The sequence below is a fragment of the Ruegeria sp. G5 genome, assembly GCF_056533365.1.
On record NZ_JBQFOK010000003.1, the window covers coordinates 1 to 16,270 of the forward strand.

A 16,270-nucleotide genomic window follows, 5' to 3' on the forward strand; every position below is an offset into this window, starting at 1 on the left:
CCTGACCCGATGCGGCCATGATCGCCTTGACGATGTTATGATAGCCCGTGCACCGGCACAGGTTGCCTTCCAGATAATGCCGGATCTCTCCCTCCGTCGGGCGCGGGTTCTCTTTCAACAGCGCCGCCGCACTCATCACCATGCCCGGCGTGCAGAACCCGCACTGAAGTCCGTGATGATCCTGAAACGCCTGCTGGATCACGTTCAGAGACCCATCCGCATTCGCCTGACCCTCAATCGTTCCAACATCCGCACCATCCGCCTCAAGCGCCAACATGTTGCACGACTTCACAGCCTCGCCATTCACATGCACAACACACGCACCACACTGCGCCGTGTCACACCCAACATGCGTCCCTGTCAAACTCAAATGATCACGCAAAAATCCAGACAATAACGTCCGACCCTCAACTTCACCGCTCACAGCTACGCCGTTCACAGTCATCGAAATCTTCATCAGATTTTCCTCCCTAGCATTCTCGGATCAACCGCCAAAAAGGCGCTTGAACCATCCTTTTTTCTCTTCCGGTGCCTCTGCTTTCTGAGCGGGCTCGGGTTCCTTGGCCGGTGCTGCAGGTTCAGGTGTTGCAGCGGTCTCTGCAGGCTGCTGTTCCTCTTCGACGGCACTTTGGAAGTTTTCAAAGAATTGATCGGCCATCTTTTTCGCGACGCCGTCGATTACCCGACCGCCAAGTTGTGCCAGCTTTCCTCCGACACGGGCATCAACGTTGTACGTCAGCAACGTCCCTTCCGGCACATCCGATAGCGTGACATCTGCAGCGCCTTTGGCAAATCCCGCGGCGCCGCCTTTGCCCTCGCCAGACAGTTTGACGCTTTCCTGAGACACCATGTCCGACAGCGTTACTGCGCCTTTGAACGTGGCCTTCACGGGGCCTACTTTTTGAACAACGGTGGCGTCGAACCCTTCCTCTGCTGTTCCGGACATCTCTTTGCATCCCGGCACACAGTCTTTCAGAACATCAGCAGATAGCAACGCGTCCCAAACTTTGGCGCGCGAAGCGGCGATGACGCGGCTGTCATGTAGCTCCATGTCACTCCCTCCAGTATTTTTGTTAAGCTAAGCGGTGTTATGCGCGCTGCCTATAAGACCTTGGGTGTAGTCAGCGCAGTTTCGGTGGCGAATGGGTCAGGCCATGGTCGGCGAAAATCTCGGCGATTCTGCCATCTTGCAAGGCCGCGTAAATAGCGTCGTCCACAGCATAGCTTAGACCGCGATAGGCGAAGTGAACGGCGACGCCGCTGGTCCAAGTGCTTACTGCGAAACCGGGTAGCGGTGGTGTATGAATCCCCAATTCCGATGTTAGTCCGGCTTCTAGTTGCGCGCGCGCGCCCATTGCGGCTTTCGTTTCTCCGGCCGCTAACGCTTGCATGGCTTCCTCAGCGGTGGGGAAACGGCGCATGTTCTGGGCAAGCTGACCCCCCGGAAAAGCAGACAGGTAAAAATCAGCGATCGAGTCGTTTTCAACCGCGACCGTATCGAACCTGAAATATGCGGGAATAGGGGGGTCCTCGGGGTATTCGTCAAGGCGAAAGGCGATCGCTATTTCTTCGTCATGGTACTGCCCGGTGAAGACGACTTGTTCCACGCGGCATGCAAATTCGCTGTCGTATGGTACATGCAGCATCACATTCGCCACGCGCCCGTTGATCAACGGACCTTTCCATATCCAGTTGCGAAGATCGGCTTCCAGGTCTTCGCCTGCTGCGACAAGATTGAAACGCGCGTCTACGCCAAGATCTGCGGCGATCAGTTTTCCGATCTCGATGTCGACACCTTGAATTTCGCCGTCCCGCTCAAAAGACCAAGGCGCAAAGTCTTCGTAAGCCGCGAATTCTATATAGCCGCGTTCGATGATCGTATCGAGGTCTGCCCCAACGATGTCCCGGCTGGTGTTTTGTGGCTTGGGTTGGGGCACATGATCTTCACACCGGGCCAGTGCCATTCCGGTTGAAAGGGTGGCGGCCAACAGGGAGAAAACGAAAAGGTGTCTGATCATGTGCCCCAGTCTGCCGCGCTATTGCGCAGCAGACAATCCGATCGTTAGTTGTTCGGCGGCTTCAGCGAAATTTGGTTCATCGCCTGAGATCAACACTGCGGCGCGCAACGCGACACTGTCGGCAACCGGCGCCCCGGAGCCGGTCTCGATGGTTTCGGCGATTTGCGTTAGCTCGGACTGCAACGCGTTAGCATCCCCGTCACCGCCTTCGGCCATTGCAGCCAGCAGATCGCGAATTTCCTTAAGGCGATCTGAATGGTCGTCGAGTGCCCCATCGTCAGGCCGGGTCTCAATATAGGTGCGGATGGCCCAAGCTGCTTTTTGTCCAAGCAGTTCACCAAATGCGGGCATCTTGGTGATACCGTTCTGCGTGTACCCTTCGCGGAACCGTTCAACGTACCATTCATCGCCGTATTCTTCGGCCTCGAGGTATCGCAGATCGGGGGCCAACCCACCCGACACCACTCCCAACCCGTGGCAGCGTGCGCAGTTCTGGTTGTACCCCGAATCTCCGATTTCGATCGCGGCTTGCCATACTTCTTCACCCTGGTCGCGATAGGGATTTTCGATCAACCACTCGTCCCCTACATCGGGTAGAGCATCCGTGTTCACCGGCTGTGGGGCGACATCGCCATGGGCCAGCGCCATACCTGCGGCGGTGATGGTGCCTAAGACTGCACCATAAAAACCTAGACGCATCTTCTCCTCCTATACGATGCTTTTCCCGGTGATAACGCAGACAGAATCGGTTCGAAATTCGACCTTGGTTGCAGACGTCGCAGGGCCTGCGACTAAGGTCGAATGGCTTGTCGCGCACTGGGGCGGTTTTACTGTTTCTGCCTGGGAGGAGGCACAACTATGAAGATAATTTCGCGCGCGGTCGCGGCTCTGCTTCTGATGCCGGGATTGGCTTGGGCTGATATCGGTATTTCAGTTACTTACCTGCAGCAGCAGGTCGACCGTCCGCCGGTTTTATCAAACCTCGATCCTGTGCCTGATGACCTAGGATATGCCGGGGCTGACCTCGCCCTTGCCGATAACCTGACGACGGCAAAATTCCTGGGCCATGACTATGAACTTACTGTGACGTCGGTGCCGCAAGACGGTGATTGGCTCGCCGCGGCACGACAAGCTTTGTCAGATAGCCCATATGTGATTCTGGATGCGCCAGCATCTGCGCAGCTGCAAGTGGCGGACCTGCCTGAGGCCGCAAACGCTGTCTTATTCAATGTGTCTGCCCCGGACTTGGACCTGCGTGATCAAGAATGTCGAGCGAACCTGCTGCATACTTTACCGTCGCACGTGATGCGTTCTGACGCGTTGGTTCAGTTTCTGGTTAAACGTCGCTGGGATGATGTGGTCATGATTTCGGGGGAACACCCCGGTGATCAGGCTTTCGCTTCGGCCATGAAACGATCGCTTGCGAAATTCCGACTGGAACTACAGGCCGAAAAGACATGGACGTTTGACGCGGACCTTCGGCGGAACGCTGCGCAAGAAGTTCCTCTCTTCACGCAGGAGTTCGGCGATTACGATGTTCTGCTGGTCGCCGATGAATTGGATGACTTCGGTCGGTACATCGAATTCAATACGTGGGAAGCGCGTCCTGTTGCTGGATCCGAAGGTCTGCAGCCGGTTACGTGGTCGCGCGTTGTTGAGCAATGGGGCGCTGTTCAGATGCAAAACCGTTTTCAGGAAATGGCAGGCAGGGCGATGCGCCCCAGAGACTATGCAGCCTGGGCTGCCTACAGAACTCTGGGTGAAGCAGTAACGCGCACGCAGTCGGATAATCCGGAGGTTTTGCGCGACTATATACTGTCTGATCAATTCGAACTGGCCGGCTTTAAGGGTCGTGCGATGAATTTCCGGCCATGGAATGGTCAATTGAGGCAACCGATCCCATTGGTCACAGATCGCGCAGTTGTCGCGATGGCACCGCTGGAGGGTTTCTTGCATCAACGCTCTGAACTGGACACGCTTGGCATTGATCAGGCGGAAAGCCAGTGTGGCGCTTTCAGGGAGTAATTGGAATGAGATTAACCGCCCTCTTGGGAACGATAGCGCTCTGCGCTCCGGCCTATGCAGATGAGATTTGGATTAGCAATGAAAAGGACGACACGCTAAGTGTGATCGACATCGAAACGCTTGAGGTCATCCGTACCATAGATACAGGTGAACGCCCTCGCGGGATCACATTCTCAAAAGACTATTCGGTGCTTTATATCTGTGCTTCTGACAGCGACGCGGTCCAAGTCATGGACCCCGAGACCGGAGAGATTTTGCACGATTTGCCATCGGGAGAGGACCCCGAACAGTTTGTTCTGCACCCAAACAACCGTCATCTTTATATAGCCAACGAAGATGACGCCATCACCACGGTTGTGGATACGGAAACCCGTCAGGTTATCGCGCAAATTGATGTTGGGATCGAGCCCGAGGGCATGGCGGTTTCTCCTGACGGGAAGATCGCAATCACGACCTCGGAAACGACCAATATGGCCCATTGGATCGACACCGAGACGCGCGAGCTTTTTGCGAATACCCTTGTCGACTCTCGCCCGCGTCATGCTGAGTTCGTCAAAGACGGAACCGAGCTTTGGGTCAGCTCTGAGATTGGCGGCACGATCACGGTATTCGACGTCGAAACTCAGACCGAAAAAGCCAAGATCGAATTCGAAGTGGAAGGTGTCCACCCAGATCGGGTTCAACCTGTCGGGTTTGAACTGTCCAACGGGGATGAAACCGCTTTTGTAGCACTTGGGCCGTCGAACCATATCGCGGCAGTCAACGCCGAGACGTACGAGGTTGAGGACTACATCCTAGTCGGTCGGCGCGTCTGGCATATGGATTTCAATGCGGACAAATCGTTGTTGTTCACCACGAATGGCGTGTCTGGTGATGTGACCGTTATTGACGTGGCCAAACGTGAGCCCATCAAAACAATCAAGGTCGGACGGTTCCCTTGGGGTGCAGCCTTCCGTCCGACAAACTAGAACAAAATAAGGAGATTTTAGATGAACCGGTTGATCCGTTTTGCTGCTGTGTTGGCACTGACGCTGCCGACAGCAGCGCTGGCAGATGATGATGACAATGGTTTTGGATTGGCAGGAATTCTGTCCGCCAAGAATAAAGAGGATTTACCGCCAATTACCTTATCCGCCGGCGTGCCTCTGGCCGAAGCCCCCTGGGAATTGAAATCTGGCACCTATTACGAATTCGAAATTCAGGGCGACGGCAGTCAGGAACTGGCCATTGTCGGGCCCGAGTTTTTCCGCGCTATCTGGGTGGACGAGATCGTCGTTGAAGGGTTGGAAATCCGCCCACTTGGGGTCGATTCCATCGAATTCGACGAAGCGGGGGAAATGGAAATAGGCTTTGTCGCGATCAAGCCGGGCAGTTACTATCTGAAAGTACCGGGAAGTACCGGCGAGACACAGCGACTGGAGATTACCATTAAGTGACCGGGCTTTCTGTCCGCAATGTCAGCTACACCTATGGTGAAAAACGCGCCCTTGATGACGTGAGCTTTCATGTCCCGAACGGCGCGTTTTGCGCGTTGTTGGGGCCGAACGGGGCAGGAAAATCCACTCTTTTTTCTTTACTGACGCGCCTGTTCACGACCGCCGAGGGTACGATCGAGATCGCGGGTTTCGATATTTCGAAAAATCCGCGCCGTGCGCTGGCTCAGATCGGGGTGGTGTTTCAGCAACCAACTTTGGACTTGGATCTGACTGTACACCGTAATCTAACTTATTTTGCGGCCTTGCACGGGTTGTCCGGCAAACAGGCAGATACCCGGATAGCCGCCGCGTTAGAGCGATTGGACATGGCTGAGCGCGCGCGTGAACGGACGCGCGATTTGAATGGCGGACATCGGCGGCGATTGGAAATCGCGCGATGTCTGATTCATTCGCCTTCGGTTCTTTTGCTGGACGAACCCACTGTTGGTTTGGACGCTGCGGCCAGAAACTCGATAACGAAACATGTGCATGATCTGTCCTCGCAAGACGGACTCACGGTCCTATGGGCCACCCATTTGACCGATGAGATAGAGCCTGACGACGACGTCGCCATTCTGCACAAAGGACGGATGCTCAAACGCGGCACATGCAATGAGATCACGCAGGGCGCACCGCTACAGCAGGTGTTTCTGACGCTCACAGGAGCCGCAGCATGAGGGCCGCTCTGATCGCCTTGCGCGCCATTCTGATCCGAGAGGCGTTGAGGTTTGTCCGTCAACGCAGCAGGTTTATCGCGGCTTTAGTGCGCCCTCTGGTTTGGTTGATTGTGTTCGCGGCAGGGTTTCGCGCCGCGCTGGGGCTGTCGATCACGCCGCCTTATCAGACCTACATCACTTACGAGATCTACATTGTGCCCGGCCTGTGCGGGATGATCATGCTGTTCAATGGGATGCAAAGCTCGCTTGGGCTTGTGTATGACCGCGAAATGGGGTCGATGCGTTTGCTTTTGACCAGCCCCTTGCCGCGTTGGTGGTTGTTGTTTTGTCGCCTATTGGCCAGTACCGCGATCTCTGTCCTGCAAGTGTATAGCTTTCTTGCCGTGGCCGCTGTCTATGGGATTGATATGCCGTGGTACGGCTATCTGTTTGTTTTACCTGCGCTGATTGTCAGCGGCCTGATGCTGGGTGCGTTGGGGTTGGCGCTGTCATCGGCCATCAAGCAACTAGAGAACTTTGCCGGTGTGATGAACTTTGTCATCTTTCCAATGTTCTTTCTTTCGTCGGCGCTCTACCCGTTGTGGAAAATGGCCGAAAGCTCAGCCATTTTGCGCGACATTTGTGCGGCCAACCCATTTACGCACGCGGTCGAATTGATCCGGTTTGCACTTTACGGGCAGTTCAACGCGTCTGCGTTGGGTTGGACCATTCTTGCTGGTGCGGTGTTTCTCGCCCTTGCTGTTTGGGGCTACAATCCTGCGCGCGGTATGAAAAGACCCAGGGGATGATTGCGTCTACGACCATGGCAGACGTGAAAAACAGTCAGTGATGCGCTATGCTGTAATCTATCGGAGGGTTCTGACATGTTCCGCATGGCGTCATTTTTTCTGTTCATAGCGTCCGCTTCCTTGGCTCAAACGGTCGAGGATGAATTCGGCACGCTAAACCCACAGGATACGGGATGGGGCAAAGTCCTGAGCAATATCGAAAACGGTATTACCGACATGACGACCTGTGCGTCGGGGTATTACATGACGAAATCGGGTCGTCATGATTTGGCGCGCACTTTGTTCAATACCTGCGCCGAGGCGGGATATACCGGTGCGATGACCTGGATGGGTCAACTGGATAACAACGGTTTGGGCGGTCCCTATGACCCGGATGCCGCGGCTGCCTGGGATAAGCGCGCAGCGGATCTGGGCGATCCTGTCGGGAAGTTCAACTACGGTCTGAACCTATTGCGGGGCCACGGTGTTCCCAAGGACGAACAGCTTGGCCGCGCTTATGTGGACGAGGCTGCGCGCGAGGGGTTGAAGGTTGCCAAACGGTTGCAGGAATCGGGCTATGATCCGAACGAAGTGACGCCGGATGCAGACGAATGGAAATACGCGCCTTTGTTCTGACCTAAGCTTAATCCCGATTTTCTACGACCAAAGGATGAGGTCCGGCATCTGATTACTTGATGTGCGTCAAGCCGGTGCTCACGCCGCAGAAAGTATACTTCGACAAACGTTCGGAGGATCTAATGAAACACGTCATCCTAACCCTTGGCCTTGCAACCCTTGCCAGTTATGCCTCGCCTGTTTTGGCCCAATCCACATTCGATCGGGTCAAGGTAGAAGCGGGAGAGACGCTGTTTTTATCCGAATGCCGACGGTGTCATGCTCAGGACGCAACTGATCCCAGTTATGGTCCGCCCTTGGATGGTGTTGTGGGACGTCGTGCCGGAACAGTAGATGGGTACACCTATTCCGAGGCGTTGGCCGGGTCGGGCATTGTTTGGACACCAGCCGCGTTGCGCGCCTGGATGGAAGACAACGATGGGTTCATGCCGGGAACCAAAATGCGACATGTGGGGATCGAAGATCGCACTGTGCAAGACTTTATTCTGGCTTACCTGAACAGTATTACCGAGTAAGCTGCTATTCGATTACGACCCGCGGAAGCCAATGGCTTTCCGGGTCGGATTCGTGGATATCAGCGGCAGAAACGGGTCTGAGATCACCCGCTTCGGGCGGGGCAGACAATAAGCCCATATCCATTTCATGAAGCGCCCCGACCAGACGATCTTCTTCAACCTGAAGGCGGTAATAAATACCGTTCCACATATCGATGCCATATTCGGTAGCGCCCTTGTGAATGAACAGAAGATCATATTCCAAATCGGTCAGGTCGTCAGGGGAAACCTCGCGTCTTAACTCGTAGGGGTAGGGGACATGGCACCAATGCTTTTCGGAACTTTCAAGACAACGAAAAGGGCGCATTGACAGAAAGTGTTCTGTGAAGGCGTCGCCGCTTAGATCGATTTCGTAAGCCACCCCTTCATTTTTTGGACTGAAATTCACATTACCAATCAACGTTTTATCGCCCGACCCGTCCTGTAGAAAAATCTGTTTCGGCCCAAGCAAAGGGTCCGCATATGCGCAAAGGCCAGAGGCGATCAGGATCATGGTTGCCGCAAACTGTTTCATGGCAAACTCCGAAAAAAACTTGGGCCAACCTAGTTGAAATTCAATTTTGGCACCCTACGACCATTGTGCAATTTCACCGATCTTCCTGCCTGCGAATAATACACGTGCCAACACTCCCGACGTGTCGGGGATTCGGCGTTGAGGAGAGACACAAGTCTAGGGAGGACACCGATGAGCCGGTTTATTATCGCGGCGGTTGCAAGCGTTTTGGCGACGGGAGCAGCATACGCAGAAGTTACCGAAGACGATCTGGCCAATGACCAAACGATCACCACGCAGGTCGTGACAAACGGCATGGGTCGGCATTTGCAGCGCTATAGCCCGCTGGACATGCTCAACAAGGAAAACGTGGATAACTTGCTGCCGGCATGGGCGTTCAGCCTTGGCGGTGAAAAGCAGCGCGGTCAGGAAACCCAGCCGCTGATCTACGACGGAATGATGTACATTACCGGGTCTTATTCGCGCCTTTACGCGATTGACCTGAAGACTGGCAAAGAGGTCTGGCAATACGACGCACGTTTGCCCGAAGGCATTCTGCCGTGCTGTGACGTGGTCAACCGAGGCGCCGCGATCTATGGCGACAAGATCTTTTTCGGAACGCTGGACGCGCGCATCGTGGCGCTGGATCTGAAAACCGGTGACGTGGTCTGGCGGGACAAAATCGCCGATTATAAGGCTGGCTATTCATATACCGCGGCTCCGCTGATCGTGGACGGACTTGTCGTCACAGGCAACTCGGGCGGTGAATTCGGGATTGTCGGTGAAGTACAGGCGCGGAACGCAGATACAGGCGACATCGTCTGGACCCGTCCGGTCATCGAAGGCCACATGGGCACGCTGAACGGCGAAGAAAGCACCATGACAGGCGAGCTGAACGCGACATGGCCCGGCGACATGTGGAAAACCGGCGGCGGCGCGACATGGTTGGGCGGTTCTTACGACGCAGACACCGACACGTTGGTATTTGGTGCTGGCAACCCGGCTCCTTGGAACAGCTGGCTGCGGAACGCGGGAACGCCGACCGAGGGCAACAAAGGTGACAACCTTTACGCCGCAAGCCGCATCGGGATTGACCCCAAAACCGGCGATATCAAATGGCACTTCCAGACCACCCCGCGTGAGGGTTGGGACTATGATGGTGTGAATGAAGTGGTTGCCTACACCGATCGCGAGGGCAATCAACGGTTCGCGACCGCCGACCGGAACGGGTTCTTTTATGTTCTGAACCGTGAAGATGGTGCCTTTGTATCAGCCAGCCCTTTCGTCAAGGACATTACATGGGCCGAAGGCGTGGATGAGACAGGTCGCCCGATCTTTGTCGAAAACAACCGCCCGGGTGACCCAACTGCGGCAGCCGATGGTAAGAAAGGTGAAGTGATCTTTGCGTCGCCTTCCTTCTTGGGTGGGAAGAACTGGATGCCGATGGCGTTCTCGCCCAAAACCGGTAATTTCTATGTGCCGTCGAACGAGTGGGGCATGGATATCTGGAACGAGCCGATCACCTACAAGAAAGGTGCCGCTTATCTGGGCGCGGGCTTTACCATCAAGCCAAACTACGAAGACCATATCGGCTCTCTCAAAGCCATTGACCCGGATACGGGCGAATGGAAATGGGAATACAAGAACGACGCGCCGCTTTGGTCAGGTGTTATGACAACGGCTGGTGGTCTGGTGTTCTTTGGCACCCCAGAAGGTGAGTTTATCGCGCTGGATGACGAAACCGGTGAGAAACTGTGGTCTTTCCAGACTGGGTCCGGCATCGTCGGTCAACCAGTTACATGGGAACAGGACGGCGAACAGTACGTCTCGGTGATTTCGGGCTGGGGTGGTGCTGTTCCACTGTGGGGCGGCGAAGTGGCCAAGAAGGTCAATTACCTCAACCAGGGTGGTACCTTGTGGACCTTCCGGTTGCCGAAAGAGCTGGCCTCGGCCAACTGATTTGAAACTGGAAACCTTTGAACGCGCGTCCTTTTGGGCGCGCGTTTTCGTGTATACGACTTTCCGACAGTAGGCGCGCTTCCATTCCCTTGCTAGGCTTCGTTAGGTTGGGGCGAATAATTGCAAAGGCCATTACCAATGCTTGCAAATGCCGTCGGGCGAAACGATTTCGAAAACGTGTTGATCGTCGATGATCACCCACTGTTCTGCGACGCGTTGTCGATGACGCTGAGGTCAGTCACGCATATCGGCGAGATTCATACGGCGGATAGGCTGGAGGATGCGCTTGAGCGTATTTCCGGCGGCTTGAAACCGGATGCGATCATGCTGGACCTTAACCTTCCCGACGTGGATGGTCTGGATGGGTTGGTCCGTCTGAAAACCATTGCGGATGCACCGGTGATCGTTGTGTCATCCATAACGGACAATCGTATGATCAGTCAGGTGATCCATGCCGGGGCCTCGGGCTATGTTCCGAAGCATAGCCAGCGGGATGTTTTCCGGACAGCGTTTGAAACCGTTCAGGCAGGGGATGTGTTTCTGCCGGACGGGTGTGTTTTGATCGAATCCGATGAAGAAGATGAACAGCAAGACGCAATCGCGCGTCTTGCGACGCTGACCAACCAGCAAGCGCGCATTCTGCAACTGATCTGCGAGGGCAAACTGAACAAGCAGATCGCCTATGATTTGACGATTGCCGAAACAACGGTCAAGGCTCATGTAACGGCGATCATGCGGAAACTTGGCGTACAAAGCCGGACGCAGGCTGTTTTGATTGCCAAGAAAGCGTCCTTTGCCAGCGTCTTGCAAGATTCGGGCTAAGCTGCATACTCTCCTAAATCGTCGCGCTTTAGGGAGGAGGCACGATGGACCAAGCTGTCGGGTGGGCACCGGCCCGTGCCGTTGCGCCAGGTATTGTAAAAACAGCTTTTGTAAGACATGACGCGGATGACGCGGTCATGGAACTTGCACGCGCATTGGGTGAGGACCCACTGGCCCTCGTCGTCCTGTTTGTCAGTGCTTGCGCGGATGCTGCAAAGGTCATCGAACAAGCGACGTCGGTGCTTGCACCAACGCCTGTTGTTGGGTGTACGACCGCTGGTGAGCTAACCGGTCAGGGTTACACCGAGGATCAGATCGTTGCGATCGGTCTGCCTGCATCTCATTTTTTGGCGCGCACGGTTTTCGTGCCAGACCTGAATGATTTCTCGGCGCCGGACCTCATTCATGAGATGATCCACAACCGAAACGAGATGACTTTGGCGGCCCCGGACTGGCACCATGAGTTTACCTTCTTGCTGATCGACGGGCTATCGACGAAAGAAGATGCGCTGACCTCCGAACTGGCTGTAGGATTGGGGCCAGTTCCGCTGTTCGGGGGGTCGGCCGGGGACGGGACCCGTTTTGAACAAACATATGTCTTGCATGATGGGCAGGCCTTGGAAAATGCTGCGATCTTGACGCAGGTTCGTACGCGGTGTCCGATCAAGGTGTTCAAGACCGACCACCTTATTCCAACGGTACAACGCATGGTCGTTACCAAGGCCGATCCCGCCAGACGAATTGTACACGAGATAAACGCTGAACCTGCCGCGCGCGAATACGCAAGAATCCTGGGCAAAGACCCTGAGCAATTGACGCCCTTCACCTTCGCAGCCCATCCAGTTGTTGTTCAAATTGGTGGCCAGCACCATGTACGCGCCATTCAACGTGTAGACGGAAACGGTGATCTTGTCTTCTTTTCGGCGATAGATGAGGGGCTTGTTCTTACTCTGGCGGAACCCTTGGATATGGTAACGCATCTGGATCGCGAGGTCGGTGCTCTGGCAGAGAAAGTGCAGCCCGACGCGATACTTGGATGTGATTGTATCTTGCGCCGGTTGGAGGCGCAGGAAAAGCAGATGACCGGCGCGTTGTCGAAAATCCTTTCGGATAACAGAGTTGTCGGGTTTTCAACCTATGGCGAGCAGTTCAACTCGATCCACGTCAACCAAACGCTGACCGGGGTGGCCATTTACCCTCCGGACGAGGCATCGCATGATTGAAGCCTTGATCAACCCCAATGATCCTCTGGATCGGCAAAACGAAAAGCTGCTGAAAATTGCCGAAGCATTGATGCGAAGGGTTGAAGAGTCCACCGATGCAAGCGGTGCTGCCTATGCCCAATTTCAAAGAGCTGCCGTGCTGGAACAAGAGGTTCGCTCCAGAACACTTGAACTGGAACATGCCCTTGAATTGCTCAACGATTCCAATGCCAGACTTGCACAAGCCAATCAGGAAACCGAAGCCGCCCGAGCGGACTTGGCAAACGCGATTGAGACGGTTCAGGAAGGGTTCGCTCTTTTTAATCTCGATGAAGAGCTGGTCCTGTGCAACAGCCGATTTGGTATGCACATGCCGGACATTCAAAGCCGTCTGACACCGGGGCTAAGATTCACGCAATACGTGGAACTGGTCAGTCAGTCCAAGTTCCTTTCGTTGCCTGAAGCCGTCTCTCCGCAGGATTGGGCCCGTCGACGTATGGCCCGGCATGCAGACGATCACGTGGTCTTTAACGTACGGCTGAATGGTAATCGTTGGACGCAGGTTTCGGAACATCGCACCCCGGATGGTGGCACCGTCATTCTTCAGACTGACGTCACTGACATCATGCGCGTCGAGCGTCAGGAGCGGGATCGTATCTTGGACGATCAAGCCCGGCTGATCCGTGCCACACTTGAACATATCGACCAAGGTGTGTGCATTTTTGACAGCAAGTTACGTCTGATTGGTTGGAACAACAGGGCCAGCGAGTTGTTGGCCATTCCAAACGCTCAATTCCAGATGGGTGCGCAGTTCAAGACGCTATTCAACCGTCTGAGTTCGACAATTCGGTTCGAAGGGGGCGTCAACGATGCCGACTTGCTTGCATGGGTAAACCGAACGGCCGAGCGCCCGCCGTTGCGGTTTCAGATGCACAGTGGGCGCATGAAAATCCTGTCTGTTTTTGCCCAGGAAATGGCTGACCGAGGGTTCGTGATTTCTTTCTCGGATGTGACTGCGGAAAGACAATCCGCGCAGGCATTGTACGAAGCGAAGGCGTTGCTGGAACAAAGGGTGGCTGCCCGAACGGAAGAGCTTGCAGATGCGCTGAACGAAGCCGAACGCGCCAACGCGTCAAAGTCCCGTTTCGTCGCTGCAGCCAGCCATGATCTGCTGCAACCTTTGTCAGCAGCGAAGCTATACGTCGCGACGCTTGGCAGCGGTTTGGATGAAACTGACGCCCGCAATGTCGCGGCCAAGGCTGAAAGCGCACTCAGCAGTGTAGAACACATACTCGAGGCGCTATTGGATATTTCAAAACTGGATTCAGGACGCGCCAAGGTCCACCTTTCGACCCTGCCTATTGGTAATTTGCTGTCGCAGCTGGAAGATTCTTTTCGCCCTGTCGCACAGGCAAAAGGACTTGAGTTGCGGATTGTTCAATCTGGTCTGCAAGTATCCAGCGACGCCAGCTATTTGAGACGTATCCTGCAAAACCTTTTGTCGAACGCGATCCGCTACACCGAGACGGGAAAAGTGGTTGTCGGGGTGCGTCGGCGCGGGGCTTCGGTCGCTGTTGAGGTTTGGGATACCGGCATTGGAATTGCTGCGGATCAGCGGGACATCGTATTCCAGGAATTCCAACGGTTACACGCCGACGCCAGCGCTGCCGAGGGCATGGGCCTTGGTTTGGCCATCGTTGAACGCGCATGCGGGCTGCTGAAACACCCCATAAATTTGCGGTCTGAGGTCGGAAAGGGCTCGGTCTTTTCGGTTGAAATCCCATTGGCCGAGGCGATCAGCCCTGGGTTAGACAAACCGCTGCAGCGCAAGCCGGCAGAGCTCAAGACGCTTAGCAGCACGGTCGCGTTGTTGATAGAGAATGACGAAAACCTGAGAACGGCTTTGACAATGACTATCGAAGCCTGGGGTGTACAGGTCTTGGAATGTGAAAGCGAAGCCGAGGCGATTAATTTGCTGCGTGAAATCGGTATCTTACCCGATATCATAGTCGCCGATTATCAGCTTAATCACGATATGACAGGGTTGGGGGCAATACGCGCGTTGCGGCGGGAATTCGGCAACTTGCCAGCGTGCGTTATCTCGGCCAACCGGTCGCCTGAATTGACGAAGCAATGTAAAAAAATGGGGCTTCCGCTGTTGCGAAAGCCCATTGATGCGCAAAGTCTAAAAGCCGTTTTCGAAACGGCGCTTGCGGACGAACCGACTGCTTAAACCGAATTGGTTTCGGGCGGGCAGAGCAATCATGCTCTACCCGCCGTTTTGATCTAACCATACACCAGATTTGGCAGCCACGTGACGACCCACGGAAACAGCATACAAATCACAAGGCCGACGATCTGCAGGAAAAGGAATGGCAGAGCGGCTTTGAAGATGTCTGTCATCGGTATTGACGGCGGAGCGACACCGCGCAAGTAGAACAATGCATATCCAAAGGGTGGCGAAAGGAAGCTCATCTGCATGTTAACGAGGTAGAGCACACCGAACCACAACACCAGATCGTTGGGATCGTCAAAGCCAAAGGCGGCTGCACCCAAGGCTTTGATAATCGGGACAAAGATAGGCACGCACAAAAGCAGAATGCCGACCCAATCAAGGAACATCCCCAGCACGACCAGCAGGATTTGCATTACGATCAGAATACCCCATGGGCCCAGACCCGCGCCCTGCATCGTCTCTTGCACGAATTGCTGGCCGCCTTCCAGAACGTAGAGCCCCACAAAGATCGTCGCACCAAACATGATCCAGATCACCATCGCCGAAGCTTTGAGTGTTGTCAGACATGCCTCGCGCACTGTGGGCCAATCCAATTTGTTGTGGATCGCAGCAACGATGAAGGCCCCAAAGGTGCCGATGCCCGCAGCCTCGACCGGAGTAGCAACACCCGAAAAGATCACGCCAAGAACGATGATGATTAGCGCGATAGGGGCGGACATCTTGCCCAGCAAACGCATCTTTTCGCGGTTCGAGATACGCTCATCCACCGGGATTGGCGGGCCAAGCACGGGGTTTATGTACGACCGCACGACCACGTAGATGATGTACATGCCCGACAACATCAGGCCCGGAATAACCGCGCCGATGAAAAGCTCACCCACCGATTGTTCGGCGACCACGGCGTAGATAATGGCTAGAATGGACGGTGGGATCAGAATACCCAGCGTACCCCCGGCCATGATCGAACCCATAGCAATCTTGGTGTCGTAGCCGCGTTTCAACATTGCAGGCAGTGCGATGATACCCATGGTGACCACCGCCGCACCGATCACACCAACCATGGCCGCCAGAACGGTCGATGCCAGAATGGTTGCGGCCGCCAATCCACCTTTCAGACCGCCCAGAACCTTATAGATCACATCGAACATGTCGTTGATGATCCCGGCCCTTTCGAGCATCGCGGCCATAAATATGAACAGGGGGATTGCCGATAGCTGATAGTTCGTCATCAGCGGGAAGATGCGGCTTGGAACGATGTTCAGGGCCCGCGCATCACCCAATATGAACAGGAAAACACAGGCCAGACCCCCGGTGACAAAGGCAAGCGGCAAGCCTGCCATCAACAGGACCAGCAACGATCCAAACATTACGAGCGTCAACAGCTCGATGGACATATCCAGACCCAT

General features: G+C 55.0%; 17 protein-coding genes. 11 read left to right on the plus strand and 6 right to left on the minus strand.

Annotated features, from left to right (window positions below):
- From ACR0BD_RS06040 to pedF, 4 genes are all read right to left on the minus strand, one after another.
- Positions 1-460: (2Fe-2S)-binding protein (locus ACR0BD_RS06040; protein WP_480829865.1), on the minus strand; the 460-nt coding region annotated here is incomplete at its 3' end.
- Between the two features lie 24 nt (positions 461-484).
- On the minus strand, positions 485-1,051 hold the full coding sequence (locus tag ACR0BD_RS06045; protein WP_480829425.1) for an SRPBCC family protein: 567 nt from the start codon (positions 1,049-1,051) through the stop codon (positions 485-487).
- A gap of 70 nt (positions 1,052-1,121) precedes the next feature.
- The gene (locus tag ACR0BD_RS06050) at positions 1,122-2,018 is read right to left on the minus strand and encodes a substrate-binding periplasmic protein (protein WP_480699858.1); all 897 of its coding nucleotides are present in this window, start codon (positions 2,016-2,018) and stop codon (positions 1,122-1,124) included.
- Positions 2,019-2,036: 18 nt separating this feature from the next.
- Complete coding sequence (gene pedF / locus ACR0BD_RS06055) at positions 2,037-2,717, minus strand: cytochrome c-550 PedF (protein ID WP_480829428.1); 681 nt, start codon at positions 2,715-2,717, stop codon at positions 2,037-2,039.
- Positions 2,718-2,876: 159 nt separating this feature from the next.
- On the opposite strand from pedF, the gene ACR0BD_RS06060 reads away from it, so the two are divergent.
- The 7 genes from ACR0BD_RS06060 (at position 2,877) to ACR0BD_RS06090 (ending at position 8,113) form a co-directional block, all read left to right on the plus strand.
- Positions 2,877-4,043 carry an ABC transporter substrate-binding protein gene (locus tag ACR0BD_RS06060; RefSeq protein ID WP_480829430.1) on the plus strand — a complete coding sequence of 389 codons (1,167 nt, stop codon included), beginning with the start codon at positions 2,877-2,879 and terminating at the stop codon, positions 4,041-4,043.
- Positions 4,044-4,048: 5 nt separating this feature from the next.
- A complete protein-coding gene (locus ACR0BD_RS06065; protein WP_480699855.1) occupies positions 4,049-5,011 on the plus strand; it encodes a YVTN family beta-propeller repeat protein in 963 nt (320 codons plus the stop codon).
- A 21-nt stretch (positions 5,012-5,032) separates the two neighbouring features.
- Entirely contained in the window at positions 5,033-5,479 is a 447-nt protein-coding gene (locus ACR0BD_RS06070; protein WP_480829431.1) for a cupredoxin domain-containing protein, read from the plus strand.
- A complete protein-coding gene (locus ACR0BD_RS06075) occupies positions 5,476-6,195 on the plus strand; it encodes an ABC transporter ATP-binding protein (RefSeq protein WP_480829432.1) in 720 nt (239 codons plus the stop codon). Before ACR0BD_RS06070 ends, ACR0BD_RS06075 begins: the two co-directional genes overlap by 4 nt.
- Positions 6,192-6,983: an ABC transporter permease gene (locus ACR0BD_RS06080; protein ID WP_480829433.1), complete on the plus strand. Its 792-nt coding sequence runs from the start codon at positions 6,192-6,194 to the stop codon at positions 6,981-6,983. Before ACR0BD_RS06075 ends, ACR0BD_RS06080 begins: the two co-directional genes overlap by 4 nt.
- 84 nt (positions 6,984-7,067) lie before the next feature.
- The gene (locus ACR0BD_RS06085) at positions 7,068-7,598 is read left to right on the plus strand and encodes an SEL1-like repeat protein (RefSeq protein ID WP_480829434.1); all 531 of its coding nucleotides are present in this window, start codon (positions 7,068-7,070) and stop codon (positions 7,596-7,598) included.
- Positions 7,599-7,720: 122 nt separating this feature from the next.
- Positions 7,721-8,113 carry a c-type cytochrome gene (locus ACR0BD_RS06090; RefSeq protein ID WP_480699850.1) on the plus strand — a complete coding sequence of 131 codons (393 nt, stop codon included), beginning with the start codon at positions 7,721-7,723 and terminating at the stop codon, positions 8,111-8,113.
- A gap of 4 nt (positions 8,114-8,117) precedes the next feature.
- On the opposite strand, the gene ACR0BD_RS06095 is transcribed toward ACR0BD_RS06090, so the two are convergent.
- Positions 8,118-8,666 carry a hypothetical protein gene (locus ACR0BD_RS06095; RefSeq protein WP_480829435.1) on the minus strand — a complete coding sequence of 183 codons (549 nt, stop codon included), beginning with the start codon at positions 8,664-8,666 and terminating at the stop codon, positions 8,118-8,120.
- A 171-nt stretch (positions 8,667-8,837) separates the two neighbouring features.
- Between ACR0BD_RS06095 and ACR0BD_RS06100 the strand changes: the two genes are divergently transcribed.
- From ACR0BD_RS06100 to ACR0BD_RS06115, 4 genes are all read left to right on the plus strand, one after another.
- On the plus strand, positions 8,838-10,604 hold the full coding sequence (locus ACR0BD_RS06100; RefSeq protein WP_480699848.1) for a PQQ-dependent methanol/ethanol family dehydrogenase: 1,767 nt from the start codon (positions 8,838-8,840) through the stop codon (positions 10,602-10,604).
- 138 nt (positions 10,605-10,742) lie between these two features.
- Positions 10,743-11,426, plus strand: coding sequence for a response regulator (locus ACR0BD_RS06105; protein WP_480699847.1), 684 nt, complete (start codon positions 10,743-10,745; stop codon positions 11,424-11,426).
- Between the two features lie 44 nt (positions 11,427-11,470).
- The gene (locus tag ACR0BD_RS06110; protein ID WP_480829437.1) at positions 11,471-12,649 is read left to right on the plus strand and encodes an FIST N-terminal domain-containing protein; all 1,179 of its coding nucleotides are present in this window, start codon (positions 11,471-11,473) and stop codon (positions 12,647-12,649) included.
- Positions 12,642-14,861, plus strand: coding sequence for a hybrid sensor histidine kinase/response regulator (locus ACR0BD_RS06115; RefSeq protein ID WP_480829438.1), 2,220 nt, complete (start codon positions 12,642-12,644; stop codon positions 14,859-14,861). The genes ACR0BD_RS06110 and ACR0BD_RS06115 overlap by 8 nt, the downstream gene beginning before the upstream one ends.
- 53 nt (positions 14,862-14,914) lie before the next feature.
- Here the strand turns inward: ACR0BD_RS06115 and ACR0BD_RS06120 are convergent, their stop codons facing one another.
- A complete protein-coding gene (locus ACR0BD_RS06120; RefSeq protein WP_480699844.1) occupies positions 14,915-16,270 on the minus strand; it encodes a TRAP transporter large permease in 1,356 nt (451 codons plus the stop codon).